Consider the following 26255-nt stretch of genomic DNA (forward strand, 5'->3'; position numbering starts at 1 on the left):
CCGGAGTCGTGATCAGGCCCCGCCGGCCCGCCGGCCGGGGCCTCACGACTGCGCCTCCCGGGTTTCTCGTGGGTCAGGCGAGCGCGGGGGCGCGGTGGGGCGCCACGACGGTGCCGTCGGGCAACAGGAGGCCGGTGTCCTCGAAGAGCACGACGCCGTTGCAGAGCAGGCTCCAGCCCTGGTCGGGATGGGCCGAGATCACGTGGGCCGCCTCACGGTCGGGCGATCCGGCGGCGGGGCAGAGGGGGAAGTGACAGCACATCGTGCACCTCTCAGAGGACGCTCCTGCGATGGGGTTTTCAGAAGGGCAGCTTGCGCCCCGACGGCGTGCGAAGGTCGAGGGATGGACCGGCCGGCTTCCTGGGCCGGGGGCGAACCTGGGTCTGGCGCATCCTCATCACGTCCTTCGGGTGAAGCCGTCATGGTCGCTGACTTGGTCGTACCTCCGACGCGTGCTCCCCATTCTGCCGATCGTGGCGAACACTTTCCGGATTCTTGAGGAGTCGCCTCGTAAGTAGCTTCACTCTGCCCCCACCCCCTTACGACACCCTTACAACCGGCCTACCGCACCCCAGAGTTCCCCGCGCGGCCCTTGCCCCGACGGCACGAACCCCTTTATCGGCGTAATAGGCATTTCTCCGCACCTGGGCGAGCCACCGCGAAAAGGGCCTTGGAGCTGGGAGAACGCCATTCCGCTCCGCCCGGAGAGGGGCGGGAGCCCCGGCGGTTCCGACGGGGAAGGGCGGCGGGCGCGGACGAACCGGGTCTCGCGCGTCTCTTGCGGCGAGGCCACCCGGACCCCCACCATGTGGACGGGCACGACAGTTCGCGTGCCCATGGGGGCGCTTGAACAGGCTCGCTGACGCGGCGAGTCAGACGGGTTGACTTGGATTCGCAACATTTTATCGGCCGGGCCTCTACTGGTCGGTTTACACAAATAGGTAAGCTGCCAGGCATGCGTGCGCCCTCCGGTTACCTTCTCGCCGCGCGCTACCGGCTCCTCGAACCGGTCGGACGCGGCGGCATGGGCACCGTGTGGCGGGCGCACGACGAGCTGCTCGACCGCTACGTCGCGGTCAAGGAGGTGCGCCTGCCGACGGTGCTCGACGAGGAGCTGCGGGCCGAGCTGTGCGCCCGCACCGAGCGCGAGGGCCGGGCCACGGCGATGGTGGCGCACCCGTCGGTCATCACGGTCTTCGACGTCGTGACCGAGGACGACCGGCCGTGGATCGTCATGGAGCTGCTGAACGCGAGGTCCCTGGAGCAGCTCATCCAGCAGGAAGGACCGCTCCATCCCCGTCGCGTCGCGGAGATCGGCCGGCAGGTCCTGGGCGCGCTGCGCGCCGTCCACGCCAAGGGCATCCTGCACCGCGACGTGAAGCCCAGCAACGTGCTCGTCACCGACGACCGGGCCGTGCTCACCGACTTCGGTCTGGCGGCGCTGGAGGGCGACGTCTCGATCACGCAGGCGGGCATCGTGCTGGGCTCGGCCGGCTACATCGCGCCGGAGCGCGTCCTCGGCGCCAAGGCCAGCCCCGCCGGCGACCTGTGGTCGCTCGGCGCGACGCTCTACACCGCCGTGGAGGGCCGTGGCCTGCACGGCCGCCGTACGGCCGCCGCCGCCCTGGCCGCGCTGACCAGCGGCGAGCCCATCCCCATGACCAAGGCCGGCCCGCTCGCGCCGGTGCTCGACGCGCTGCTCCGCATCGACCCGCAGACCCGCCTCGACTCCGTGCGCGCCTCGCTCATGCTGGCGCGGGTGGCGGCGGGCGGCTCGGCCGAGGAGCCGCTGGCCTCCCGCCGGCCCGCACGGCAGGCGCAGGCGGTGACCGTGCCCTCTTTCCCACGCAGGCCCGCGCACCGCGGGCTGCACCGGGCCGACGCCATGGGCAGGGCCGACACGATGGCGGCGCCGGTCCCGGTGCCCTCTCCGCGGCAGGAGCGCAGGCCCGGCGAGGGCGTCCATCGCCGGCGCGTGGAGCCCCGACCAGCGGTTCCCTCGATTTATGCCCGCTTCATGACGACGGTGATAAAGTTGTTCCTTCCTCGGCGGTTCTGGCCAAGAGAACTTCGCAAGCGAGGCTAAAGCACTTTCCAAGCGAAATAGATATCTTCTTCTCATGCCGGAACCACAGACACGTGTGCTCGCCGAGCGCTACGAGCTGATCTCGCCGCTCGGGCGGGGGACGATGGGCACGGTGTGGCGTGCCAGGGACCGCGCCCTCGGCCGCGAGGTGGCGGTCAAGGAGATCCGGCAGGACCCCGGGCTCACCGAGGAGCAGCGCGCCGAGCTGCGTGAGCGCATGGTCCGCGAAGGTCGCATCGCCGCGCGCATCAGCCACCCCGCCGTCGCCGCCATCCACGACGTGCTCATCCAGGACGACAGCCCCTGGATCATCATGGAGCTGGTCGAGGCGCGATCCCTGGAGCAGGTCATCGACGAGGAGGGGCCGCTGCCACCCCGGCTGGTCGCCGAGATCGGCGTCGACCTGCTCGGCGCGCTGCGCGCCGCGCACGCCCAGGGCATCACGCACCGCGACGTCAAGCCGGGAAACGTGCTCATCACCGAGACCGGCCGCGTGGTGCTGACCGACTTCGGCATCGCCAAGGCCGAGGGCGACCCCAAGCTGACCAAGACCGGCATGGTGATCGGCTCTCCCGGCTACACCGCGCCGGAGCGGGCCCGGGGCGAGTACACCGGGCCTGAGTCCGACATCTGGTCGCTCGGGGCGACGCTGTACTTCGCGGTCGAGGGACGCCCCGCGTACGAGCGGGCCTCGATCGCCGAGACGCTCGCGGCGCTGCTGAGCGAGAACGCCGACCCGCCCACCCAGGCGGGACAGCTCGGCCCCGTGCTGACCGGGCTGCTGCACAAGGACCACAAGAAGCGGCTGAACGCGGCCAAGGCCGAGACCATGCTGCGGATGGTCGCCGACACGCCCACCCACGAGATACCGGTCATCACCGCCGAGAGCCCGACCGGTCAGGAGACCTCCGTGCCCGACGCCAGCCATCCCGCCAGCGGCTCCAGGACGCCGGGGGCGTCCGGCCCCCAGCAGGGAGCGGGTGCGCGTCCTCAGGGCGGCCGGTCGGCCGCCGCACCGGGCTCCGGCCCGCAGAGCGCCGGACCGCAGGGGGCGCCGGGTGGACGGCCCGCCGCGCAGGGCCCCGGCGGCGAGGGCGGGCAGCCCAGGCACGACCCGGAGCGCACCGTGGCCCTGAAGCGGCCCAAGACCCCGCTCCCTGGCCGCCCGCAGCCGGGCGCGCCCGTGGACGAGGGCGCCATGGCCACCCAGCGCATCCAGACGCCGCGGCCCTACAACGCCCCCGGCCACCAGGTCTACCCGCCGGCGCAGCAGCCCGGCCGTCCCGTGCCGCCGGGCGGGCAGCCTCCGCGGCCGGTGCCCGCCGGGCACGCGGTGTCCCACCCGGGGCCCGCTCAGGGGTATCCGCCGGGCCCTCAGGGGCCGCAGGGCATGTCCACGGAGCGGCCCGACTCCAAGGGGCTCGGCACCGACCTGTTCGCCATCGCCGGGCCCGAGGAGCGTCCCACGGGCAACCGCACGGGCATGCTCGTCCTCATGGGGGTGGCCGCCGCGGCCGCCGTCATGATCGCCATCCTCATCGTGGCCGTCCTGCAGGGCTGAGCACCCGCCGAGCCGACCGCGCGCGATCCGGCTTGAGACGGGCCTCGTGGGACAGACTGGGGGCATGAGCGAGTTCCGTATCGAAACAGACTCGATGGGCGAGGTGCGCGTGCCCGCCGGGGCCAGGTGGCGCGCGCAGACCCAGCGGGCGGTCGAGAACTTCCCGATCTCCGGACGGCCGCTGGAGCCGTCGCACATCGCCGCGCTCGGCCTCGTCAAGGCCGTGGCCGCCGAGGTGAACGCCGAGCTGGGCGTCCTGGACAAGGACCTGGCCGAGGCGATCGCGCAGGCCGCGGCCGACGTCGCCGAGAACGAGCACGACGACCACTTCCCCATCGACGTCTTCCAGACGGGCTCCGGCACCTCGTCCAACATGAACGCCAACGAGGTGATCGCCCACCTGGCCCAGGAGCGGCTGGGCCGGCCCGTCCACCCCAACGACCACGTCAACGCCTCGCAGTCGTCCAACGACGTCTTCCCCACCTCCATCCACGTGGCGGCGGCGACCGAGGTGACCTACCACCTGCTGCCGTCGCTGGAGCACCTGGCGGCGAGCCTGCGGGCCAAGGCGCTCCAGTTCGACCAGGTGGTGAAGTCGGGGCGGACCCACCTGATGGACGCGACGCCGGTGACGCTCGGGCAGGAGTTCGGCGGCTACGCCTCGCAGATCGAGCACGGGCTGGTACGGGTGAAGTCGGCGCTCGGCCACGTGCTGGAGCTGCCGCTGGGCGGCACGGCCGTGGGCACCGGCATCAACACCCCGCCCGGGTTCGCCGAGAAGGCCATCGCCAAGCTGCGCGAGGCGACCGGCATCCCGTTCCGCGAGGCGCTGGACCACTTCGAGGCGCAGAGCGCGCAGGACTCGATCGTCGAGCTGTCGGGCCAGCTCAAGGTGGTGGCGGTCTCCCTCAACAAGATCGCCAACGATCTGCGCTGGATGGGCTCCGGGCCGCGCGCCGGCCTCGCCGAGATCAACCTGCCCGACCTGCAGCCCGGCTCGTCCATCATGCCGGGCAAGGTCAACCCGGTGATCCCCGAGGCCACGGCCATGGTGGCGGCGCAGGTCATCGGCAACGACGCCGCCATCACGTTCGCGGGCGCCTCGGGGACGTTCGAGCTCAACGTGCAGCTCCCGGTGATCGCGCGCAACGTCCTGGAGTCGATCCGGCTGCTCGCCAACGTCTCGCGGCTGCTCGCCGACCGCTGCGTGGCGGGCATCACGGCCAACGTCGAGCGGATGCGCGAGTACGCGGAGTCCTCGCCGTCGATCGTCACGCCGCTCAACCGGTACGTCGGGTACGAGGAGGCGGCGAAGATCGCCAAGCAGGCGCTGGCCGAGCGCAGGACGATCCGGGAGGTGGTCGTCGAGCGCGGCCACGTGGCGTCCGGGAAGATCACCGAGGAGCAGCTCGACGCGGTCCTCGACGTGCTGGCGATGACGAACTCCGACAAGGACGACTGACCGCCCGGGGCTCACCGGCCAGGGTTCGCCGATCGGGGCTCAGCGATCGGTGGCGCGGGCCCAGCGGGTGAGGAGCGCGGCGGCGGCACCCGAGTCGACGGCGTCGGCCGCGCGCTTGCGGGCCGCCTCCAGGGCCGGCGTCAGCTCGGCGGCGGGCGGCGTGCCCTCGGCGGCCACCAGTGCGGCGGCGGCGTTGAGCAGCACGATGTCGAGCACCGGCCCCGGCCGGCCCGCCAGGACCGCGCGGGCCACCGCGGCGTTGTGCTCGGCGTCGCCACCGCGCAGGTCCTCCGTACGGGCCCGCGGGACGCCGAGGTCGGCGGGGTCGAACGGGGTCGCGGTGACCGTGCCCCGCCGTACCACCCAGATCGTGGACGGGCCGGTGGTGGTCAGCTCGTCGAGGCCGTCGTCGCCGCGGAAGACGAGCGAGGAGCAGCCGCGCTCGGCCAGCACGCCCGCGATCACCGGTGCCATGCGGGCGTCGGCGACGCCCACGGCCTGGGCGGCGGGCAGCGCCGGGTTGGTGATCGGGCCGAGGAAGTTGAAGAACGTGGGCACGCCGAGCTGGCGCCGCACGGGCGAGGCGTGTCTCATCGCCGGGTGGAACGTCCCGGCGAAGCAGAAGGTGATCCCCACCTCCTCCGCGACCCGCACGACCTCGGCGGGCGGCAGCTCCACGCGCACGCCCAGCGCCTCCAGCACGTCGGCCGCGCCCGTGGTCGAGGAGGAGGCCCGGCCGCCGTGCTTGACCACGCGGGCCCCGGCCGCCGCGGCCACGACGGCCGCCATGGTGGAGACGTTGACCGTGCCCGCCCGGTCGCCGCCGGTGCCGACGAGGTCCACGGTCTCGCCCGGCACCCTGATCGCGTACGAGCGGGCCAGCATGCCGTCGGCCAGGCCGGTCACCTCGGCCACCGTCTCGCCCTTGGCGCGCAGGGCCACGGCGAAGGCCGCGATCTGGGCGTCGGTCGCCGCACCGGACATGATCTGCTCCATCGCCCAGGCGCTCTCGTGCGCCCGGAGGGAGGCGCCGTCGAGGAGCGTGCCGAGCAGGGAGGCCCAGGTGATCGTCATGTGAACGCCCTTTCGCTGGTCGAGGTGCTCGACGGGGGGCGTCCCGGACATGCGGGCGGCCGCCTCGTCGAGGCGGCCGGGATGCGTATGCGCGTGCGGGTCCGCCTAGGAGGCGGGCCACCACTGGTGCGAATACGCGGTCATGCCGCAGATCGTACCATCCGGGTCCGGCCACATATGTGGATCATGATCTGTGTGGCCCGGCCCCATGCTCCGTGCCGAGCCCCGGGCTTAGGGTCGAGGTATGGCGAACGAAGTGACCGGTGAGCTGTCGGGGCGGACCGCGCTGGTGACCGGGGCCGGCGGCGGCATCGGGGCCGCCTGCGCGCGACGGCTGGCCGCCGCCGGGGCGCACGTGCTCGTCGTGGACCGTGACGGCGACGCCGCCGGGAAGGTGGCGGCCGGGATCGGCGGCACGGCCGTGCTCGCGGACCTGGGCGAGGCGGGCTTCGCCGAGCGGCTGCCCGCCGACGTGGACATCGTGGTCAACAACGCCGGCTTCCAGCACGTGGCGCCCATCGAGGAGTTCCCGCCCGAGGTGTTCTCCACCATGCTGCGGGTCATGGTCGAGGCGCCGTTCCTCATCGCGCGGCGGGTGCTGCCCGGCATGTACGCCCGGCAGTGGGGCCGGTTCGTCAACATCTCGTCGGTCCACGGGCTGCGCGCCTCGCCGTACAAGTCGGCGTACACGACGGCCAAGCACGCGCTGGAGGGGCTGTCCAAGACCATCGCGCTGGAGGGCGGCCCGCACGGGGTGACCTCGACCTGCGTCAACCCCGGGTACGTGCGCACCCGGCTCGTCGAGGACCAGATCGCCGACCAGGCCAGGGCGCACGGCATCGCCCCCGGTAAGGTCGTCGAGGACATCATGCTGAGGCCCGCGGCGATCAAGCGCCTCATCGAGCCGGAGGAGGTGGCCGAGCTGGTCGCGTACCTGTGCGGGCCGGGCGGCTCGTTCATCACCGGCGTCTCGCTGCCCGTGGACGGCGGCTGGACGGCCCGGTAGCGGCCTCCCTGAAGGTGGAGGCGACAAGCACGTGATCACTCGCTACCTGGAGCTGCTGGGGCGTGAGGCTTCGGCGGTGGAGTTCGAGGGGCCGATCATCGAGGCGCGGGCCGCCGGGGCCGACGCGGCGACGATCGAGGAGCTCGAACGCGCCAAGGTCGAGGCGCTCAAGGTGCGCGCCCTGCTGAGGCGGCGGGCCAGGCGCGAGGCGGAGCTGTCCGCCCTGTACGACACGGCCGGCGACCTGGCCGCGCTGCGCGACCTCGACGCGGTGCTGGAGGCGATCGTCCACCGGGCCAGACAGCTCCTGGCCACCGACACGGCGTACATGACCCTGCACGACCCCGAGCGGGGCGACACGTACATGCGGGTCACCGACGGGTCGATCTCGGCGAAGTTCCGGGCGCTGCGGCTGGCCATGGGCGCCGGGCTCGGCGGCCTGGTGGCGCAGTCGGCGACCCCGTACGCGACGGCCGACTACTTCGCCGACGCCAGGTTCCACCACAAGGACCACATCGACGAGGCCGTCCAGGAGGAGGGGCTGGTCGCGATCCTCGGCGTTCCGCTGCGGCTGGGGCAACGGGTGATCGGCGTGCTGATGGCCGCCGACCGCAGCGCCCGGCCGTTCCACCAGGAGGAGGTGTCGCTGCTGGCGAGCCTGGCGGCGCACGCGGCGGTCGCCATCGACAACGCCCGGCTGCTCCAGGAGACGCGCAACGCGCTGGAGGAGCTGTCCACGGCGCACCGCACCGCCCGCGCGCACGCCGAGGCGGTCGAGCGGGCCGCGCTCGCGCACGACCGGATGACCTCGGTGGTGCTGCGGGGCGGCGGCATCGAGGACGTGGCGGCCGTGGTGACCGACGTGCTGGGCGGGTCGCTGGCCGTGCTCGACGACCTGGGCCGGCCGATCGCCGGGCCGCTCGACGGCGCCGTGGGCGAGCTGGACGCGGGCGTGTTCGAGGCCGCGCAGGCGTCGCGGGCGCTGGGCCGTACGGTGCGCAAAGGCGACCTGCGGATCGCGTCGGTGGACGTCGGCGGGGAGCCGCTGTGCACGCTGGTGCTGCGCAGCGACGACGCCGACGAGCGGATCCTGGAGCGGGCGGCGCTGGTGTGCGCGCTGCTGCTGCTGTTCCGCCGGAGCGTGGCCGAGGCCGAGGGACGGGTGCGGGGCGAGCTGCTGGACGACCTGATCTCCCGCCCGGAGACGCCCGGACTGGCGGACCGCGCGCGGCGGCTGGGCGTCGACCTGAGCGCGCCGCACGTGGTCGTGGTCGCGCGGCACGACGGGCAGCGGGAGCGGGCCGCGTTCTGGGCGTCGTCGCAGGCCGCGGTGCGGCGCGGGCTGGCCGCGGGCCGGGCCGGCGAGGTCGTGCTGCTGCTGCCGGGTGAGGACGCGGGCGCGCTCGCGCAGCGCGTCGCCGCCGAGCTGAGCGCGTCGCTGAGCTCCCCCGCCACGGCCGGGGCCTCACGGGCGGGCGGCACGGGAACGAGCGGCGGGGCCGTGCGGGCGGGCGTCGTGGCGGCGGCCTACCAGGAGGCGCGGCGGTGCGCGGAGGCGCTGGTCGCGCTGGGCCGGGCCGGCGACGGCGCGAGCGCCGCCGAGCTGGGCTTCGTCGGCCTGCTCATCGGCGAGGGCCGCGACGTGCGCGGATTCGTCGCCTCGGTGCTCGGTCCGGTCGTCGACTACGACGCCCGCCGGGGCACCGCGCTGGCCGCCACGCTCGCCGCCTACTTCGGCACGGGCGGCTCGCCCTCCCGTACGGCCGAGACCATGCACATCCACGTCAACACCGTCACGCAACGGCTCGACCGCATCGGCAAGCTGCTCGGCGAGGGCTGGTCCGATCCGGAGCGGGCCCTGGAGATCCAGCTCGCGCTCCGCCTGCACCGCCTCGGCCACACATCGGAGCCGTAGACTGTGGGCTTCGCCCCCATATGAGTGACCCCCGTCACTCCCTAGCGTGACGGCATGGCCACTTCCATCAAGAAGGTCGTCGGCGCCAGCCTGATCGGCACCACCATCGAGTGGTACGACTTCTTCCTGTACGGCTCGGCAGCCGCCCTCGTGTTCAACAAGCTGTTCTTCCCCGAGGCCGATCCGCTGACCGGCACCCTCCTCGCGTTCCTCACCTACGCCGTCGGGTTCATCGCCCGCCCCCTCGGCGGCCTGGTCTTCGGTCACTTCGGCGACCGGGTCGGCCGCAAGACCCTCCTGGTGGTCAGCCTGCTCATGATGGGCGCGGCCACGTTCCTCATCGGCTGCCTGCCGACGTACGTGAGCGTCGGCGCCGCAGCGCCGCTGCTGCTCACGACGCTGCGGCTGGTGCAGGGCTTCGCGCTCGGCGGCGAGTGGGGCGGCGCGGTCCTGATCGTCTCCGAGCACGGCGACGCCGAACGGCGCGGCTTCTGGGCCTCCTGGCCGCAGGCGGGCGCGCCCGGCGGCAACCTGCTCGCGACCGGCGTGCTGGCGATCCTGGCCGCCACCCAGTCGGACGAGGCATTCCTGAGCTGGGGCTGGCGGGTGCCGTTCCTGCTGTCGGGCGTGCTGGTGCTGATCGGGCTGTGGATCCGGCTGTCGATCACCGAGTCGCCGGTCTTCCAGCAGGCCGAGCCCGAGCCGACCGCGCCGATCGTCGGCGTGCTGCGCCACCACTGGCGCGACGTGATCATCGCCATCGGCGCGCGGCTGGCGGAGAACATCTCGTTCTACCTGATCACGGTCTTCGTCATCACGTACGCCAAGACCACCGGCATCGCGAACTCGACCGTGCTCAACGCGGTGCTGATCGCCTCGGCCATCCACTTCGTCACGATCCCGATGTGGGGCGCCCTGTCGGACCGGCTGGGCCGCCGCCCGATCTACCTGGCCGGCGCGGCCGGGATCGGGGTGTGGATCTTCGCGTTCTTCCCGCTCGTGGACACCGGCAACTTCCTGGCGATCACGCTGGCCGTCACGGTCGGCCTGCTCTTCCACGGCATGATGTACGGCCCGCAGGCGGCCTTCTTCTCCGAGCTGTTCGGCACGCGGATGAGGTACACGGGCGTGTCGATCGGCGCGCAGCTCTCGGCGATCGTGGCCGGGGCGCTGGCCCCGATCATCGCGGTGGCCCTGCTCAAGGACTTCGGCAGCAGCCTGCCGATCTCGGTCTACCTCGGTGCGGCGGCCGTCCTCACCCTCGTCGCCGTCTTCGCCGCCCGCGAGACCCAGGGCCGCGACCTGGCCGAGAAGGTGCGCGCGTGAACACCGCGCCGGAGGCGCGCGTGAACACCGCGCCGGAGGCGCGCGTGGACACCGCGCCGGTGTTCGTCTCCACGCGGGTCACGACGCGGCGGCTCACCCAGCACGTCGTCACCGTCGAGGGCCGGACCGGCGCGCCGGTGCTGTTCGTCCACGGCAACGTCTCCTCCTCGGCGTTCTGGCACACGAGCATGGCCGCGCTGCCGGACGGCCTGCGCCCGCTCGCGGCGGACCTGCGCGGCTTCGGCGGGACCGACCCGGAGCCGATCGACGCGACCCGGGGTCTGCGGGACTTCTCCGACGACCTGCTGGAGCTGGTGGACGCGCTGGAGCTGCCCGCCGTCCACCTCGTCGGCTGGAGCCTCGGCGGCGGGGTCGTGCTGCAGATGCTGCGCGAGCGGCCCGCCGCCGTGAGGTCCGTCACGCTGGTCAACCCGATCTCGCCGTACGGGTTCGGCGGCACCGAGGGGCCGGACGGCCGGTTGACCCATCCCGACGGCGCCGGGTCGGGCGCGGGCGCGGTCAACCCGGAGTTCGTGGCCCGGCTGAAGGGCGGCGACCTGTCGGACGAGGACCCGGCCTCGCCGCGCTCGGTGTTCCGCGCCGCGTACGTGGCGAGCCCGGTGGACGACGAGGACCGCTACGTCGCCGCCATGCTCACCACCCGCGTCGGCGACGACCACTACCCGGGCGACGCCGCCACCTCGGCCGCCTGGCCGGGCGTCGCGCCCGGCCGGCGCGGCGTGCTCAACGCGCTGGCGCCGACCCGCTTCCGCATCGACGACCTGCACGAGATCACCCCCAAGCCGCCCGTCCTGTGGATCCGCGGCACCGACGACGTGATCGTCTCCGACACCTCCCTGTTCGACCTGGCCCACCTGGGCGCCATCGGCGTGGTGCCCGGCTCCCCCGGCACCCCCGCCCAGCCGATGATCACCCAGACCCGGGCCGTGCTGGAACGCTACGGCCCGTACCGCGAGGCGGTGCTGGACAAGTGCGGCCACAGCCCCCACCTGGAACGCCCCGACGACTTCCGGCGCCTGCTGGCCCGGCACCTCCTGGAGGCCTGATGCTCGTCGCCCTCTCCCTCGTCGCGAGCCTGCTCACGCCCTTACCCGCCGCGGCCCAGGCCCGGCCGCTGACCGTGCCGGGCGCCGAGCGCGCCGTCACGGCCGAGCTGGACGACCTCACTACCGCCGGCACCGTACGCACCGGGCACACCGACCCCGCCGACTGGGCCGGCCTGCACTCGGCCGCCACGGTGAACCCCACCGGCGTCCCCGGCGTCCAGATCGACGGCTACTTCCCCGACACCTCCACCACCAATGCCACCCACGGCTGGAACCACGACGCCCAGTTCGTCATCCGGCTCCCCGAGCACTGGAACGGCGGCCTCGTCGTCACCGGCACGCCCGGCAACCGGGAGCAGTACGCCAACGACTTCACGATCGCGGATTGGGTGCTGGCCAAGGGCTACGCCTTCGCCGCCACCGACAAGGGCAACACCGGCCTGAACTTCCACACCGACGGCCGGCGCCCCGGCGACGCCATCGCCGAGTGGAACGAGCGGGTCACCCAGCTCACGGTCGCCGCCAAGGCCGTCACCGCCCAGCGATACGGCCGGGCCCCGAGGCGGACGTACATGGCCGGGATCTCCAACGGCGGCTACCTGGTCAGGTGGCAGCTGGAGAACCGCGGATGGCTCTACGACGGCGGCGTCGACTGGGAGGGCACGCTCTGGCGGGTCAAGGGCGACAACCTGCTGAACTACCTGCCGGAGGCGCTCAGGGCGTACCCGGACGAGACCGGCGTGCGGCAGGCGGGCTTCGCGGCCGGCTCAGAGTTCCTGTGGCCGTTCCACCGGCAGTACTACTGGGAGCTCACCCAGCAGCTCTACCAGAAGGAGCTCGACCCGTCCTACGACGGCGCCGCGGCCGACTACGACTACGACACGCGCCGCCCCTACGCGGCGGTCGCCCGGATCGCGCTGACCGGGCGCATCACGAAGCCGCTCATCACGCTGCACGGCACGCTCGACTCGCTGCTGCCCATCGAGCGCGACTCCGACGTCTACGCGCGGATGGTCGGCCCGCACCGGCCCTTCCGCTACCACCGGGTGGAGGGCGGCAACCACCTCGACAGCCTGGTGGACGTCCACCCGGACCGGCTCAGGCCGATGCTGCCGGCCTTCCGCGACGCCTTCGCCGAGCTGGAGGAGTGGACCGGCCGGTAGGCGCCGATCCTCGCGGTACGGGCGTCAGTCCTTCAGGTAGGCGTCAGTCCTTCAGGTAGCGGTGCCTGCCCGCGCGTGCCAGCCGTACGAGGTGGCGGGCGCCGGGCAGGCGCCGGCCGATCCGGTGCAGGGCCGTGTCGCGGCCGAGCGGCGAGCGGCGGCCCGGGTCCACGGCGGCGGTGGGGCGCACCATGACGGCGCCCCGCCGGATCTCCAGCCCGAACCGCAGCCCCACCTCGTCCTCGGCGGTGCGCAGCGACGGCAGCCACCGGCCCGGCCCGAGCACGTCCGGCGGCGCGAACATCCGCCGGATCGGCAGCTTGGCCACGAGCTGGCCGGCGATGCGGCCGGCCAGGCCCGGCTCGACGAGGGCGGGCGCGCTCACCTCGCGAGCCCGGCGTCCGGTGCCGCGCAGCACGAGCTCCAGCGGCGGCCCGCCGCTCGGCGGCACGTACGGCACCGGCAGCACGACGTACAGATGGCCCTCCTGCCGCCTGACGGTGACGCCCGGCGAGACCAGCGCGATGGACTCGGCGAACGAGCGCGGCTCGACGGCCAGGCCCAGCTCGCCCTCGTCGGTCCAGCACGGCACCACCAGGCGGGTCTTCGGGCGCTCGGCCAGCACGCCGAGGCAGTTGAGCGGGCCCTCGGAGCGGCGCACGCGGCTGCGGGCCTGGTGTGCGCCGCCGTACATGCGGACGTGGACCTCCCACTGGCCGGAGCGCAGCGGCCGGCCCATGGCGGCCTCGGTGGCGTCCACGCGGGCCTCGCCGACGATGCGCACCCGGATGTGGCGGCGCCCGTCCGCGACCCGCTCCACCCGGTACGCGACGGGCAGGAAGTGGATGACGCCCGTCTCGGAGTGCCGGACGTAGACCTCGATGCGGGCTCGCTCGACCGCCTGGGTGACGTCGGTGACGCCGTCCGGCAGCAGCGCGGGGTCGAGCGAGCGGGGCGGGATCCAGTGCAGCCGGTCGCCGTCGGCGCGGAAGACGGTGGGCCGGCCGTCGCCGCCCAGCACCTCGACGGTGAGCCCGAGCACGAGCACCTGCCCGTCCCAGCGGACCTCGGTCAGGTCGGCGCCCAGGCCCGCGCGGCGGGTGGAGTTGGCCAGCAGGACGAGCTGGTCGAGGCGGCCCGCCCGCAGGAGCGCGGCCACGGCGCGCAGGTGGACCGGCAGATAGCGGTCGAGCCGCTCGGGGAAGCGCTCCAGCACCAGCTCCCTGAGCAGCGTGAAGTGCATGCCGCGGTCGATGGAGGAGCCGGCGAACCTGCTGGTGAGGAACGGGCGCAGCGCCGTGGAGCGGAACCAGTAGGCGTGCATGCGGTCGCGGTGGCGGCCCTCGCCGATGCGGGCGTCGATGCCGTCGAGCAGCTCGCGCAGCTCGGCCACGACCGTGGCGGGGTCCTCGTCGGGCTCGGGGCGCTCGCCCAGGTGGCAGCAGACCTGCTCGGCGAGGACGGCGACGACCTTGGCCTCAAGGTAGGCGCGCACGGAGAACGCCTGCTCGGCGAGCTGGCCGCCGGGCGCGGCGAAGGCGAGGGCGTGCTGCTCCAGGAACGCGCGCCGGTAGAGCTTGTGCGGGGTGAGGAGCGAGAAGAGCCGGTCGCGCAGGACGTCGGCGCGGGCCCGGCTCTGCTGGAAGGCGCCCATGGGCGGCCCGGTGTCGCGGGCGAGCCGCCCGACCAGGACGTCGGCGTCCGTCTCCACGGCCCGGTCGTACATGCGCTCCAGCGCCTCGCGGGCCAGCCGGTCGCCCTGGGTCATCAGGTAGACGTACTCGCCCTTGGCCGCCGCGATGCCGACGTTGCGTCCCCTCATGGGCGAGCCGCTGTGCGGCAGGTGCAGGACCCGGACGTTGCGGCGCACTGCGGCGACGGTGTCGAGCCGTTCGGCGATCCCGTCGGTGGACCCGTCGTCGACGAAGATCACTTCGTAGTCGTCGGCGGGCAGCGTCTGGTCCAGGACGGACCGCAGGCACGCGTCGGCCGAATCACCCGGGTTGTGGACATCGACGATCACACTGACCTTCACAGCCATGGGGCCAGCGTGCGCCCGCCCGCGTGGACGGACGCGGCGGCTTGCCGATTGCTGAGGGAAAGATGACCTGTCAGTACCAACCCGTGGACTGCGAGTGTCCCCAGGCGCCGCACGGCGTGCCGTAGCGGCCCTTGATGTAGCCGAGGCCCCACTTGATCTGGGTGGCCGCGTTGGTCTGCCAGTCGCCGCCGGCCGAGGCCATCTTGCTGCCGGGCAGGGACTGCGGGATGCCGTACGCGCCGGAGTAGCGGTTCATGGCCCGCTCGTTCCAGCCGCTCTCCTTCTGCCAGAGCCGTTCGAGGCAGCCCCACTGGTCGGCGCCGAAGCCGGCGCCGGCCAGCATGGACCGCGCGATGGCCTTGTTGCTGCCCGGCGACGGGGTGCTGCCGGGCGGGAAGTTGGCGGGCGGGAAGCCGTTGCCGCCCGGGGCCTTCTTCTTGACCTCGACCCAGTCGAATCCGGTCTTCGCCCCGGAACGGGAGTCCTTGAGCTTGTCGGCCTTGTACGCCTGGACCGCGGCCTCCTTGAGGGCGTCGGTCTTGCGGTCGTCCCCGCCGAACTGCCCGCTGGCCAGGGCGCCCATGTCGGTGATCGACATGGGCTCGGCGGCGCGGGGCGCGTTGGCGTTCTGGACGGCGCGGTAGGCGGTGAAGCCTCCGCCGCCGAGCACGACGACGGCCGCCAGGCCGATGCCGAGCACCCGCTTCGGGCTCACGCGCGAGGAACGGGCCGGTCGGCTTGCCGAGCGGGGGGATTCGGGGGCGCGGCGCTCACTCAACTGCGGACCTGGGCTCACGAGCAATGAGCTTGCCCTGTCTTGGGGGGTGGTCCGCAACCGAAACGGGACAATCGGCAGGACAACACTGGCCCCACCAGCCACCTGGCGTGGAGTTTCCCGCATGATGTGATTTTCGTCACAGGCTGACGGAGGCTTTTCCCGCGGCTGGGGCGGCTCTGACACTGCCCCGTCTTTTTTGTGGTCGTGTGAGTGAGATGTCACAGTTCTATGACGCTCGTCTGATGCATCCCTCAGCGGGGCGAATAATGTGCAGGTGGCCGGCATCCTCCTCATCGAAGACGACGCCTCCGTGCGCACAGCCCTGGAGCTGGCGCTGACACGGCAGGGGCACTCCGTCACCTCCTACGCCACGGGCGAGGAGGGCCTGGACCACATCAGGTCGCGCCGGCCCGAGATCGCCATCCTCGACGTCATGCTCCCGGGCATCGACGGGGTCGAGGTGTGCCGCCGCATCCGCCGGCTCGACCAGCTCCCCGTCATCCTGCTCACCGCCCGCGGTGACGACCTCGACATCGTGGTGGGCCTGGAGGCCGGTGCCGACGACTACGTGGTCAAGCCCGTCGAGCCGCGCGTGCTCGACGCCCGCATCCGCGCCATCCTGCGCCGCGCCGAGTCGGCGGCGTCCGACCGCATCACCTTCGGCGACCTGGTGATCGACCGGGGCGCGCTGAAGGTCACGCTGGCCGGCAAGGAGATCCACCTGACGCCGACCGAGCTGCGGCTGCTGCTGGAGCTCGTCCGTCACCCCGGCCAGGTGCTCAACCGGCGCTACCTGCTGCGGGAGGTGTGGGACCACACGCACGTCGCGGACTCCCGCCTGGTGGACGCCTGCGTGCAGCGCGTGCGCGCGAAGATCGAGCCGACGCCCGCCGAGCCGGTGTTCATCCACACCGTGCGCGGATTCGGCTACCGGTTCAGCCCTCCATGATCAAGAAGTTGCTCGGACGCGTGGTCAGGCTGCCCACCGGGCTGCGCGCGCGGCTCGTCATCACCTTCACGCTGGTCGCCGTCACCGCGTCGGTCCTCGTCGCCACCATCGGCTTCGAGCTGGCCAAGAGCGCGCTGGTCGAGCGGGCCGAGGACACCGCCGTGGACGTGGTCGAGCGCGAGCTCGACCGCATCGCGTTCCCGATCGGCCGGCTGCGGCCGGGCGAGGCGCCGCCCACCGCGAAGAACCTGGAGGAGCTCGGCCAGTCGCTCGACGGCCCCGGCCGCGGCGTCGTCGTCGAGTACCGCGGCCTGCTCTACGCCGACGGCCCCATGACCATGGACGACGTGCCCAACGAGCTGTACGGCCGGGCCAAGCAGAACGTGGTCACCCAGCGCAGGGTCATCCACAACGAGCTGTGGCTCATCGTCGGCGCCGAGGTCTACCGGCGCGCGGACGCCGTCGTCGAGCCCACCGGGCTGCGCACGTTCGTCTTCTTCCCGCTGCGCGACGAGCAGAGCCGGCTCTCCACCCTGCGCAGCAAGCTCACCCAGGGCGGCGCCAGCATCGTGGCCATCGCGCTGGTCGTGGCGCTCCTGTCGGCCCGGCAGGTGCTGCTGCCGGTGCGCCGCCTGAGCGCGGCGGCCCAGGCGCTCGGCCAGGGCCGGCTCGACACCCGCCTGCCGGTCCACGGGCAGGACGAGCTGGCCGAGCTGACCGCCCGCTTCAACGACGCGGCGGCGGCGCTGGAGCTGAGCGTGTCGGAGCTGCGGGCGCTGGAGGCCATGTCGCGCCGGTTCGTCGCCGACGTCTCCCACGAGCTGCGCACGCCGCTGACCGCGATGACCGCCGTGGCCGAGGTGCTCAACGACGACCTCGAACGGCTGCCCGCCGACACGGCGCAGGCCGTGCGGCTGGTGCTCAGGGAGGTCGAGCGGCTGCGCGAGCTGATCGAGCACCTCATCGAGATCAGCCGCTTCGACGCCGGCACGGCCACGCTCAACCTGGAGCCGGTCAACGTCGCCGAGGCCGTCCACGGCTGCCTGGACGTGCGCGGCTGGGGCGAGAAGGTGGCGGTGACCGCCTCGCCGGGCCTGACCGCCAGCCTGGACCCGCGCAGGTTCGACGTCATCGTGGCCAACCTCGTCGGCAACGCGCTCAAGCACGGCGGGGAGCCGGTCACCGTGAGCGCCAGAGGCACCGAGAACGGCCTGGAGGTGAAGGTGCGCGACCACGGCAAGGGCATACCGCCCGAGGCCCTGCCCCACGTCTTCGACCGCTTCTTCAAGGCGGGGGCCGGGCGCACCCGCAGCCAGGGCAGCGGCCTCGGCCTGGCCATCGCCCGGGCCAACGCCCAGCTCCACGGCGGCACGATCTCGGTGCGCCCGCAGACGCCGGGCACGCTCTTCACGGTCTGGCTGCCGCGCGCATGAGGGACCGTACGAGGAGGACGTGCCACAGCCGCCGCGCGCGGGGCGCCCTGGCCCTGCTGACGGGCGTCGTGCCGGTGGTGGCGGGCTGCGGCATCGCGCCGACCGACGCGCGGGAGGTGGCCAGGCCGCCGACCGTCCAGGTGCCGCCGCCGTCCAAGACCATCTATCTGCTCAAGGACGGCAGGCTGACGAAGGAGCCGGCCGACGTCGAGTCCGACACCGTGGAGAGCCTGCTGACGGCCCTGTTCGCGGCCTCCAGGCAACCGCTCCAGGACGGCCGTGACACCGCGCTGCGCGGCTTCACGCTGGAGGGCATCAAGGACTCCCTGAACCCGATCCGGCGCGACGAGGTGCAGCTCCCCCGCACCTCGACGCTCACGGTGATCGTCAAGGGCGAGGGCACGCTCTCACGGCCCGCCAAGGCCCAGATCGTGTGCACGGCACAGCAGGACGCCGCGTTCGAGCAGGTCAAGATCGTCCGCAGGTACGAGAACCGCCCCTCCACGGTGGAGGGACGGTTCATCTGCGGCGACCTGAAGTGAGCCCGGCTAGAGGGTGATGTCCTCCAGCATCTCGGTCACCAGGGCGGCGATCGGCGAGCGCTCGGATCGCGTCAGCGTCACGTGGGCGAACAGCGGATGGCCCTTGAGCTTCTCCACCACGGCCACGACGCCGTCGTGCCGGCCGACGCGCAGGTTGTCGCGCTGGGCGATGTCGTGGGTGAGCACCACGCGGGAGTTGGCGCCGATGCGGCTCAGCACGGTCAACAGCACCCCGCGCTCCAGCGACTGGGCCTCGTCCACGATCACGAACGCGTCGTGCAGCGACCGGCCGCGGATGTGGGTGAGCGGCAGCACCTCCAGCATCCCGCGGTCGTGCACCTCCTCGATCACCTCGGGCGTGGTGATCGCGCCCAGGGTGTCGTAGACCGCCTGGCCCCACGGGCCCATCTTCTCGCCCTCGGTGCCGGGCAGGTAGCCGAGCTCCTGGCCGCCGACCGCGTAGATCGGCCGGAAGACGATCACCTTGCGGTGCTGGCGGCGCTCCAGGACCGCCTCCAGGCCCGCGCACAGCGCCAGCGCGGACTTGCCGGTGCCGGCCCGGCCGCCGAGCGACACGATGCCGATCTCCGGGTCCATCAGCAGGTCGAGCGCGATCCGCTGCTCGGCCGAGCGGCCGTGCAGGCCGAACACCTCGCGGTCGCCGCGCACCAGGCGCACCGACTTGTCGGGGAGCACGCGGCCGAGCGCCGAGCCCCTGCTCGACAGCAGCCGCAGACCCGTGTGGGTGGGCAGGTCCCTGGTCTCGTCGAGCTCGGCCGAGCCCTGGTCGAACAGGGTCTGGACGCCCTCGTCGGTCACCTGCACCTCGGCCATGCCGGTCCAGCCCGACTCGACGACCAGCTCCGCGCGGTACTCCTCGGCGGCCAGCCCGATCGAGGCCGCCTTGACCCGCATGGGCAGGTCCTTGGACACCAGCACGACGTCGCAGCCCTCGGCGGCCAGGGCACGGGCCACCGTGAGGATGCGCGTGTCGTTGTCGCCCAGACGGAAGCCCACGGGCAGGATGGACGGGTCACTGTGGTTGAGCTCCACCCTGAGGGTGCCGTCCCCGGCCGGCATGGGCTCGTCCAGCCGGCCGTGTCTGACGCGCAGGTCGTCGAGGTAACGCAGAGCCTTGCGCGCGAAGTAGCCCAGTTCGGGATGGTGCCGCTTCGCCTCCAGCTCGGTGATGACGACGATCGGGAGGACGACCTCGTGCTCGGCGAACCGGGTCATCGCCGCCGGGTCGGCGAGCAGGACCGAGGTGTCGAGCACGTACGTGCGCTTACCGGGCTGAGTGGACGGGTTGCTCGAGGACACTGCCACACGTTCTCCCCCGGGCGCCCCTGGCGGGGGGCACCCTGCAGACGAGGTGGGAATCGGACCGGACCCGTGTCCCCGGCCGCGACGTGCCGGCGACGCCGGATTCCGGCCCCCTCGGCAAGTGTTGGCGCAAGGATGGGGCCCTCTCCGGAGTGTCCGGCCCGTGGCCGGACACTTCCAACGTTACGTCTTGGATACCCAGATGTCGGGTCAGGAACCGTAACGCCGGTGCCTCGCGGCGTAGTCGCGCAGCGCCCGCAGGAAGTCGACCCTGCGGAAGTCAGGCCAGTAAGCCTCGTGGAAGTAGAACTCGGAGTGAGCGCTCTGCCAGAGCATGAAGCCGGACAGCCGCTGCTCGCCCGAGGTCCGGATGAGAAGGTCCGGGTCGGGCTGGCCGCGAGTGTAGAGATGCTCCGCGATGTGCTCCACATCGAGTACCTCGACGAGGTCCTCGATGCTGGCCCCCTTGCTGGCTTGCTCCTGGAGGAGTGAGCGCACCGCATCGGCAATCTCACGTCTTCCTCCATACCCAACTGCAACGTTCACAATCAGGCCAGGACGGTGCGATGTTGCTTCTTTCGCGTTTTTCAGGACATTGGCCGTCCGGTCGGGGAGCAGATCGAGCGCTCCGACCGGGCTGATGCGCCAGCCCTGGTCCACGAGCTCCTGCGTGACGTCCTCGATGATCCGCAGGAGCGGCTCCAGCTCCTCGCTGGGCCGGTTGAGGTTGTCGTTGGACAGCATCCACACCGTGACCACCTCGACGCCGCTCTCGCGGCACCAGGTGAGCAGCTCGGAGATCTTGTCCGCGCCCTTGCGGTGCCCGGTGGACACGTCGCGCATGCCCATGGCGCGCGCCCAGCGGCGGTTGCCGTCGATGATGACCCCGACATGCCGGGGGACGCTGTCCTTCGACAGCTTGGCCTCCAACCGGCGCTCGTACAGCCGGTAGACCAGGTCGCGCAGGCCCACGGAGTCCTCCCCAGCGGTGCTGTGCCTTCGGTCGAGTGACCTAACAGGCAATTATCACCGCGATTTCCTGTGTCCGCGCCCTCACGAGCTGAGATCTTCCCCGGAACGCCGTCGTTCCTCAGGGCCGCCGAGACAGCCGTCCGCCTCGTCGACGAGCGCGTGCACGAAGCCCGCGAGCTCCGCGGAGGTGAGCACCGCCCGCATGCCGACGCCTTCCGCGCCCCACGCCTCGACGATGGCGCGGCGGGTCAGCCGCCACCGCCCGGGCCGGTCACGCCCGGGGACCCAGAGCGGGATCGTGCGCAGGCAGCAGCGCAGCTCACCGCCTCCCACCAGGGCCGACCTCGTACGATACCGGAAGGCGAACAGTTCGCTGTCCGGCTCCTCCTCGGGGAACCTGTCGTCCGGATCGGGCCAGCGCGCGGCCTTCCCGCGCCCGGCACGGGCCTCGTCCACGCCGTGCGCCAGGCGCCGCAGCAGCCAGCCGCACCGCTCGCCCACGGTGCCGTACGGGGTGCCGTCGCGCGCCAGCTCCAGGGTGATCTCGTACGGCATGCCGACGCTGTCCGTGCACGCGACGGGCGTGACGGTCAGGAAAGATCCATCGACGCAGCGTAGTCCCCCCACATCGGCAGCTTATCCATCCCAAACTTCCCTAAACCCAGGAAAACGCCCAGCCATAAACCCCCGGGCAAGATCACCCGATTTCGTAAAAACGTCGCGCGGTTTCGCCCAGGACCAGGTCCCGGTCCGTGCCCCCCAGCAGGGACGACGTCACCTCCCAGACCGTCCGGTAGTCGGAGGCGAGCAGCGCCACCGGCCAGTCGCTGCCGGCCATCAGCCGCTCGGGGCCGAACGCCCCCACCGCGTGGTCCACGTACGGCCGCAGGTCCTCCACGGTCCAGTTCGCGTGGTCGGCCTCGGTGACCAGCCCCGACACCTTGGCGTACACGTTGGGCAGGGCCGCCGCCCGCGTGATCTGGGAGGCCCACGGCTCCCACACGTGCTCCCTGACGCGCGGCTTGGACAGGTGGTCCACGACGACGCGCAGCGTGGGGTGGCGCTCGGCCAGCGTGACGACGTGGTCGAGGTGCCGGGGCAGCAGCGAGACCACGTCGAAGGTCAGCCCGGCCGCCGCCAGCAGGCCCAGCGACTCCAGCACGGTCTCCTGGACCACCCAGTCCGGGTCCGGCTCGTCGTGGATGAGGTGCCGGACTCCGCGAAACTTCGGATGTCTGGCGTACCGTTCGATGGCGCGGGCCGCCTCCTCCGGGCGGTCGAGCGGCACCCAGCCGACCACCGCCGCCACGAAGTCGTGGGCCTCGGCCAGGGCCAGCAGGGCGTCGGTCTCCGCGTACGAGTCGGCCGCCTGCACCAGCACCGTGGCCTCGACCCCGGCCACGGCCAGCTCCGGCGCCAGGTCGGCCGGCCGGTAGCTGCGGTACAGCACGCCCTGGTCCGGGGTCAGCCACGGGTAGGAGCCGGTCTCAAGGTCCCAGAAGTGCTGGTGCGCATCCACGATCACGCAGCAAACCTAGGATGTCTGGCTCTCCCGGGCAAGGGCCTCAGGGGGCCACGCGGCCGGCCCGGCGCCGTTGACGGGCCGGCCGCGGAAGGCCAGGGGGATGGCTTTACCTCGTCGCGCGCCCTAGGACAGGCGGTCGAGCAGCGCGTTGTACTCGTCCCACAGCTCCTTGGGCAGGTGGTCGCCGAAGGTGTCGAAGTGGGCGCGGATCTGCGCGGCCTCGTCCCGCCACACCTCGGGCTCGACCGACAGCAGCGTGCGCAGGTCCTCCTCGGGCAGGTCGAGGCCCTCGGTGTCGAGCGTCTCGGGCAGCAGGCCGATCGGCGTCGGCACGGCCGTCGCCTCGCCGTTGAGGCGCTCGACGATCCACTTCAGCACCCGGCTGTTCTCGCCGAAGCCCGGCCAGACGAAGCGGCCGTCGGCGTCCTTGCGGAACCAGTTGACGTAGTAGATGCGCGGCAGCTTCGCACCCTGGCGCCGGCCGATCTCCAGCCAGTGGCCGAAGTAGTCGCCCATGTTGTAGCCGCAGAACGGCAGCATCGCGAACGGGTCGTAGCGCAGCTCGCCGACCTTGCCCTCGGCCGCGGCGGTCTTCTCGGAGGCGACGTTGGCTCCGAGGAAGACGCCGTGGTCCCAGCTCAGCGACTCCGTCACGAGCGGCACCGCGCTGGCGCGGCGCCCGCCGAACAGGATCGCCGAGATGGGCACGCCCTCGGGGTCCTGCCACTCCGGCGCGATGGTCGGGCACTGGGAGGCGGGCGTGGTGAAGCGGGCGTTGGGGTGGGCGGCGGGCTCGGCGTCGCCGGGCGTCCAGGAACGGCCCTTCCAGTCGGTCAGGTGCGCCGGCGGCTCGTCGGTGAGCCCCTCCCACCACACGTCGCCGTCGTCGGTCAGGGCGACGTTGGTGAAGATGCTGTTGCCCCAGAGCGTCCTGACCGCGTTGGCGTTGGTGATCTCACCGGTGCCGGGGGCCACGCCGAAGAACCCGGCCTCCGGGTTGATCGCGCGCAGCGTGCCGTCCTTGCCGAACCGCATCCAGGCGATGTCGTCACCGACGGTCTCGACCTTCCAGCCCGGGATCGTCGGCTGGAGCATGGCGAGGTTGGTCTTGCCGCAGGCGCTCGGGAAGGCCGCGGCGATGTAGCGCACCTCGCCGGAGGGCGGCGTGAGCTTGAGGATGAGCATGTGCTCGGCCATCCAGCCCTCGTCGCGGGCCATGGTGCTGGCGATGCGCAGCGCGTAGCACTTCTTGCCGAGCAGCGCGTTGCCGCCGTAGCCGGAGCCGTACGACCAGATCTCGCGGGTCTCGGGGAAGTGGCTGATGTACTTGGTGGAGCTGCACGGCCAGGGCACGTCCTGCTCGCCCGGCTCCAGGGGCGCGCCGACGCTGTGGACGCAGCGCACGAACTCGCCGCGTTCCTCGATGAGCCGCAGAGCCCGCTCACCCATCCGGGTCATGATCCGCATCGAGACGGCGACGTACGGCGAGTCGGTGATCTCCACGCCGAGCTGGGAGATCTCGCCGCCGAGCGGGCCCATGCAGAAGGGCACGACGTACATCGTCCGGCCGCGCATGCAGCCCTTGAACAGCTCGCCGAAGGTGGCGCGCATCTCCGCGGGCGCGATCCAGTTGTTCGTCGGCCCGGCGTCCTCCTCGCGCTCGGAGCAGATGAACGTGCGGTCCTCGACCCGGGCGACGTCGCTCGGGTCGGACTTGGCGTAGAAGCTGTTGGGCCGCTTGGCCAGGCGGGTGAAGGTGCCCTGCTCGACCAGCAGGTTGGTCAGGCGGGTCCACTCCGCCTCCGAACCGTCGCACCACTCGATCCGGTCGGGCTGGGTCAAGGCGGCGATCTCGTTCACCCAGGCAACCAATTCGGCATTGCTCGTCGGGGCGGGTACTTCGACGGAAAGGGACACGGCTCCGGCTCCTCCACGGTGTTCAGGGCCCAGTCATCATTAACGACGAAGCCGCGGGAAAGCCAATTGGCATAGACCTTTTCGCGTCGGCGTCGCCGCAGGCAGGGGCCTTGACGATTGAGGGAGCCTACCCATCCCGAACGGTTTTAAAAGAAATTCCTCCGGCACCTCCACCGGCCTCCGGAGCATGGTCTAAACCAATTCCCGGAGTGGTATAAACCATTTCCCGATTCGTTTTCGCTGCGTGCTCTCAGTTCTGGACGTCGGGCCCGGAGGAGCGGACGCGGTCGACGTGGCTCAGGGCGTCCCGCAGATCCGCCAGCCACGTGTCGGTGTGTCGGCCGACCAGGCGCACGCACCACGCGAGCGCGTCGCTGCGGCTGCGGGCCACGCCGGCGGCCACGAGCGTGTCGAGGACCTGCCGCTCCGACTGCCGCAGCCGGGTCATCACCGGCACGGACAGAGTGGTGAACATCACAGTGAGGTCGCCACAGGTGACGCCCCAGGACACCTTCTGCCGGAACCTGCGCTCGGCCTCGCGCGCGATCTCGATGCGGCGCTCCCGGGTCTCCTCCCTGAAGCGCAGGGCCAGCCCCTCGACGAGGGCCTCCCGCTCCTCCTCCGGCGTCTCGCCGGACGGCTCGGGCAGCGTGCCGATGACCGCGATCTCCTCGCGGTCGCGGACGATCTCGGGCGCCCCGGTGAACCAGTCCTCGGGCAGGCGGCCGGTGAACCACGCGCGTACCTGTGCGGTGCTTTCTACGCTTTCCATGTAATCAGAATTACACCATTGCTGGGCGCACGCACGCACCGGAGGGTGCGAAGCGGATGACCGCGGGGTTACCTGACCCTGGCCGAGAGGGCAGGGCTGATCCGGACGACGCCGGCGAGGTTGCGGGTGTGCACAGGACTGATCTTGACCACGTCGCCCGTGCGCGGCGCCTGGATCATCTTGCCGCCGCCCCAGTAGATGGCCACGTGCGAGATGTAGCCGGGATTGGTCGGGTCGCTGCGCCAGAAGATGAGGTCGCCCGGCTGCGCCTGCGACAGCGGCACCTGGGGGCCCGTCACCCACTGCTGGTGGGTCACGCGCGGCATCTTGACGCCGGCCTGGGCGTAGGCCCACTGCACCAGGCCCGAGCAGTCGAACGTGTCGGGCCCCTCGGCGCCCCACACGTACGGCCGGCCGAGCTTGGAGGCCGCCGCCTTCAGCGCCACGGTGATCTGCGCGGCCGAGACGAGCGCGCCGGCGGCCCACACCCGCGCCTGCTTCTTGGCCGGCGGCAGCACCGGGTTGACCATGGCCACCTGCGTGCCCTTGGGCAGCGCCTTGAGCAGGGAGTCGCGCAGCTTCGCCGAGTTGGCCTTGGGAGCACTGACGATCAGCGCGTTGTCGCGGGGCAGGCCGAGCCGCTGCCCGGTCTGCCGGGAGACGACGGCGTCCACCGCGCCGAAGCCCGTCGTGGCGTACGCGCCGATGCGCAGCGGGCCGGCCGGGCCGTTCACGCGGCTGTGCAGCGACAGCCCGCCGTCGTTGCCGAGCACGAACGAGACCGCGACGTCGCCCGCCGCGACGTTCTTCCACAGCGCGTCGGAGGCCGCGGTGACCTTCGGCGTGTAGGAGCGGAACGTGGAGGGATCGACCGCGAGGGTCTGCACCCGCTTGCCGTCGAGCGTGATGGAGGCCGCGTCGGCCAGTTCCAGCGCCCGCACGCCGCGTAAGCGCGCCACCTTCTCCAGCAGCTTCGTGGTGAACGGCTTGCGCGTGACGACGAACAGGTTGGGCTTGTGCAGCGTGCCCAGCGGCTTGACCTCGGGCGCCGGGCCGGACTCGGCGACCAGCGTCTGCCGGGGCGAGGGCCGCTCCTGCAGGGGCGCCGTCGCCGCGGCCTGCCCCTGCCGCAGCGGCGTCTTCGGTACGCGGGGCTGCACCAGCAGGAGCACGTCGGCGGTCAGCACCGCGACGAGCGCCACCACGATGACCGGCACCAGCCGCGCGTGGTCACGCCGGCGGCGCGGAGGCGGCGCGTACGGGCCCTGGGGATGGCCGTGCGGGTGACCGTAGGGGTGGCCGTGCGGGTGAGCGTGCGGGTGCTGCGCCGGGGACTTCAGCAG

The 26255-nt window shown here is 72.3% G+C and carries 22 protein-coding genes; 11 read left to right on the top strand and 11 right to left on the bottom strand.

The features are described from left to right. Positions 1–73: 73 nt before the first annotated feature. Positions 74–262: a DUF5999 family protein gene (locus HTZ77_RS28360; RefSeq protein ID WP_175592758.1), complete on the bottom strand. Its 189-nt coding sequence runs from the start codon at positions 260–262 to the stop codon at positions 74–76. 693 nt (positions 263–955) lie between these two features. Here HTZ77_RS28360 and HTZ77_RS28365 point away from each other — a divergent pair. The 3 genes from HTZ77_RS28365 (at position 956) to HTZ77_RS28375 (ending at position 5109) form a co-directional block, all read left to right on the top strand. Next, positions 956–2086, top strand: coding sequence for a serine/threonine-protein kinase (locus tag HTZ77_RS28365; RefSeq protein ID WP_175592759.1), 1131 nt, complete (start codon positions 956–958; stop codon positions 2084–2086). 34 nt (positions 2087–2120) lie between these two features. Further along, a complete protein-coding gene (locus tag HTZ77_RS28370) occupies positions 2121–3647 on the top strand; it encodes a serine/threonine-protein kinase (RefSeq protein ID WP_175592760.1) in 1527 nt (508 codons plus the stop codon). Between the two features lie 64 nt (positions 3648–3711). Beyond that, positions 3712–5109, top strand: a complete 1398-nt coding sequence (locus HTZ77_RS28375) for a class II fumarate hydratase (RefSeq protein ID WP_175592761.1) — start codon at positions 3712–3714, stop codon at positions 5107–5109. A gap of 39 nt (positions 5110–5148) precedes the next feature. Here HTZ77_RS28375 and trpD read toward each other — a convergent pair whose 3' ends face one another. Then, positions 5149–6183: an anthranilate phosphoribosyltransferase gene (gene trpD, locus HTZ77_RS28380; protein ID WP_175592762.1), complete on the bottom strand. Its 1035-nt coding sequence runs from the start codon at positions 6181–6183 to the stop codon at positions 5149–5151. A 244-nt stretch (positions 6184–6427) separates the two neighbouring features. Between trpD and HTZ77_RS28385 the strand changes: the two genes are divergently transcribed. Genes HTZ77_RS28385 through HTZ77_RS28405 form a run of 5 tightly spaced genes read left to right on the top strand, consistent with a single transcriptional unit; the run spans position 6428 to position 12660 of the window. Then, a complete protein-coding gene (locus tag HTZ77_RS28385) occupies positions 6428–7189 on the top strand; it encodes an SDR family oxidoreductase (RefSeq protein ID WP_175592763.1) in 762 nt (253 codons plus the stop codon). Between the two features lie 31 nt (positions 7190–7220). Continuing rightward, positions 7221–9104 carry a helix-turn-helix domain-containing protein gene (locus tag HTZ77_RS28390; RefSeq protein ID WP_328808812.1) on the top strand — a complete coding sequence of 628 codons (1884 nt, stop codon included), beginning with the start codon at positions 7221–7223 and terminating at the stop codon, positions 9102–9104. A gap of 54 nt (positions 9105–9158) precedes the next feature. Further along, positions 9159–10430, top strand: coding sequence for an MFS transporter (locus tag HTZ77_RS28395; RefSeq protein WP_175592764.1), 1272 nt, complete (start codon positions 9159–9161; stop codon positions 10428–10430). Then, positions 10427–11497 carry an alpha/beta fold hydrolase gene (locus HTZ77_RS28400; RefSeq protein ID WP_328808813.1) on the top strand — a complete coding sequence of 357 codons (1071 nt, stop codon included), beginning with the start codon at positions 10427–10429 and terminating at the stop codon, positions 11495–11497. The genes HTZ77_RS28395 and HTZ77_RS28400 overlap by 4 nt, the downstream gene beginning before the upstream one ends. Next, positions 11497–12660 (top strand): alpha/beta hydrolase family protein, encoded by a 1164-nt coding sequence (locus HTZ77_RS28405; RefSeq protein ID WP_175592765.1) that lies wholly within the window; start codon positions 11497–11499, stop codon positions 12658–12660. Before HTZ77_RS28400 ends, HTZ77_RS28405 begins: the two co-directional genes overlap by 1 nt. Before the next feature lie 43 nt (positions 12661–12703). On the opposite strand, the gene HTZ77_RS28410 is transcribed toward HTZ77_RS28405, so the two are convergent. Continuing rightward, on the bottom strand, positions 12704–14701 hold the full coding sequence (locus tag HTZ77_RS28410; protein ID WP_175592766.1) for a glycosyltransferase: 1998 nt from the start codon (positions 14699–14701) through the stop codon (positions 12704–12706). 70 nt (positions 14702–14771) lie between these two features. Next, positions 14772–15416, bottom strand: a complete 645-nt coding sequence (locus HTZ77_RS28415) for an aggregation-promoting factor C-terminal-like domain-containing protein (protein ID WP_328808814.1) — start codon at positions 15414–15416, stop codon at positions 14772–14774. Positions 15417–15753: 337 nt separating this feature from the next. Between HTZ77_RS28415 and HTZ77_RS28420 the strand changes: the two genes are divergently transcribed. Genes HTZ77_RS28420 through HTZ77_RS28430 form a run of 3 tightly spaced genes read left to right on the top strand, consistent with a single transcriptional unit; the run spans position 15754 to position 18403 of the window. Then, positions 15754–16428, top strand: a complete 675-nt coding sequence (locus HTZ77_RS28420; protein ID WP_175592768.1) for a response regulator — start codon at positions 15754–15756, stop codon at positions 16426–16428. Next, positions 16425–17861, top strand: coding sequence for a sensor histidine kinase (locus tag HTZ77_RS28425; RefSeq protein WP_205303714.1), 1437 nt, complete (start codon positions 16425–16427; stop codon positions 17859–17861). The genes HTZ77_RS28420 and HTZ77_RS28425 overlap by 4 nt, the downstream gene beginning before the upstream one ends. After that, the gene (locus HTZ77_RS28430) at positions 17858–18403 is read left to right on the top strand and encodes a hypothetical protein (RefSeq protein ID WP_175592769.1); all 546 of its coding nucleotides are present in this window, start codon (positions 17858–17860) and stop codon (positions 18401–18403) included. The genes HTZ77_RS28425 and HTZ77_RS28430 overlap by 4 nt, the downstream gene beginning before the upstream one ends. 6 nt (positions 18404–18409) lie before the next feature. On the opposite strand, the gene HTZ77_RS28435 is transcribed toward HTZ77_RS28430, so the two are convergent. The 7 genes from HTZ77_RS28435 to HTZ77_RS48405 form a co-directional block, all read right to left on the bottom strand. Continuing rightward, a complete protein-coding gene (locus HTZ77_RS28435) occupies positions 18410–19729 on the bottom strand; it encodes a PhoH family protein (RefSeq protein ID WP_407940568.1) in 1320 nt (439 codons plus the stop codon). Positions 19730–19936: 207 nt separating this feature from the next. Continuing rightward, positions 19937–20698 carry an isoprenyl transferase gene (locus HTZ77_RS28440; RefSeq protein ID WP_175592770.1) on the bottom strand — a complete coding sequence of 254 codons (762 nt, stop codon included), beginning with the start codon at positions 20696–20698 and terminating at the stop codon, positions 19937–19939. An 81-nt stretch (positions 20699–20779) separates the two neighbouring features. Further along, on the bottom strand, positions 20780–21325 hold the full coding sequence (locus tag HTZ77_RS28445) for a hypothetical protein (protein WP_175592771.1): 546 nt from the start codon (positions 21323–21325) through the stop codon (positions 20780–20782). A 70-nt stretch (positions 21326–21395) separates the two neighbouring features. Continuing rightward, positions 21396–22223, bottom strand: coding sequence for an amidohydrolase family protein (locus HTZ77_RS28450; protein WP_175592772.1), 828 nt, complete (start codon positions 22221–22223; stop codon positions 21396–21398). Between the two features lie 123 nt (positions 22224–22346). Further along, a complete protein-coding gene (locus tag HTZ77_RS28455) occupies positions 22347–24140 on the bottom strand; it encodes a phosphoenolpyruvate carboxykinase (GTP) (RefSeq protein WP_175592773.1) in 1794 nt (597 codons plus the stop codon). A gap of 250 nt (positions 24141–24390) precedes the next feature. Next, positions 24391–24912, bottom strand: a complete 522-nt coding sequence (locus tag HTZ77_RS28460) for a hypothetical protein (RefSeq protein ID WP_175592774.1) — start codon at positions 24910–24912, stop codon at positions 24391–24393. A gap of 68 nt (positions 24913–24980) precedes the next feature. Continuing rightward, positions 24981–26129: a C40 family peptidase gene (locus tag HTZ77_RS48405; protein ID WP_328808816.1), complete on the bottom strand. Its 1149-nt coding sequence runs from the start codon at positions 26127–26129 to the stop codon at positions 24981–24983. Positions 26130–26255: the final 126 nt, after the last annotated feature.

It is taken from the genome of Nonomuraea montanisoli (genome assembly GCF_013363975.1).
Taxonomy (GTDB): Bacteria; Actinomycetota; Actinomycetes; order Streptosporangiales; family Streptosporangiaceae; genus Nonomuraea; species Nonomuraea montanisoli.

Bases quoted from the DNA above. Each gene is read 5' to 3' on its own strand.
- HTZ77_RS28360 (WP_175592758.1), bottom strand. From the start codon at position 262: ATGTGCTGTCACTTCCCCCTCTGCCCCGCCGCCGGATCGCCCGACCGT.
- HTZ77_RS28365 (WP_175592759.1), top strand. From the start codon at position 956: ATGCGTGCGCCCTCCGGTTACCTTCTCGCCGCGCGCTACCGGCTCCTC.
- HTZ77_RS28370 (WP_175592760.1), top strand. From the start codon at position 2,121: ATGCCGGAACCACAGACACGTGTGCTCGCCGAGCGCTACGAGCTGATC.
- HTZ77_RS28375 (WP_175592761.1), top strand. From the start codon at position 3,712: ATGAGCGAGTTCCGTATCGAAACAGACTCGATGGGCGAGGTGCGCGTG.
- trpD (WP_175592762.1), bottom strand. From the start codon at position 6,183: ATGACGATCACCTGGGCCTCCCTGCTCGGCACGCTCCTCGACGGCGCC.
- HTZ77_RS28385 (WP_175592763.1), top strand. From the start codon at position 6,428: ATGGCGAACGAAGTGACCGGTGAGCTGTCGGGGCGGACCGCGCTGGTG.
- HTZ77_RS28395 (WP_175592764.1), top strand. From the start codon at position 9,159: ATGGCCACTTCCATCAAGAAGGTCGTCGGCGCCAGCCTGATCGGCACC.
- HTZ77_RS28405 (WP_175592765.1), top strand. From the start codon at position 11,497: ATGCTCGTCGCCCTCTCCCTCGTCGCGAGCCTGCTCACGCCCTTACCC.
- HTZ77_RS28410 (WP_175592766.1), bottom strand. From the start codon at position 14,701: ATGGCTGTGAAGGTCAGTGTGATCGTCGATGTCCACAACCCGGGTGAT.
- HTZ77_RS28425 (WP_205303714.1), top strand. From the start codon at position 16,425: ATGATCAAGAAGTTGCTCGGACGCGTGGTCAGGCTGCCCACCGGGCTG.
- HTZ77_RS28430 (WP_175592769.1), top strand. From the start codon at position 17,858: ATGAGGGACCGTACGAGGAGGACGTGCCACAGCCGCCGCGCGCGGGGC.
- HTZ77_RS28460 (WP_175592774.1), bottom strand. From the start codon at position 24,912: ATGGAAAGCGTAGAAAGCACCGCACAGGTACGCGCGTGGTTCACCGGC.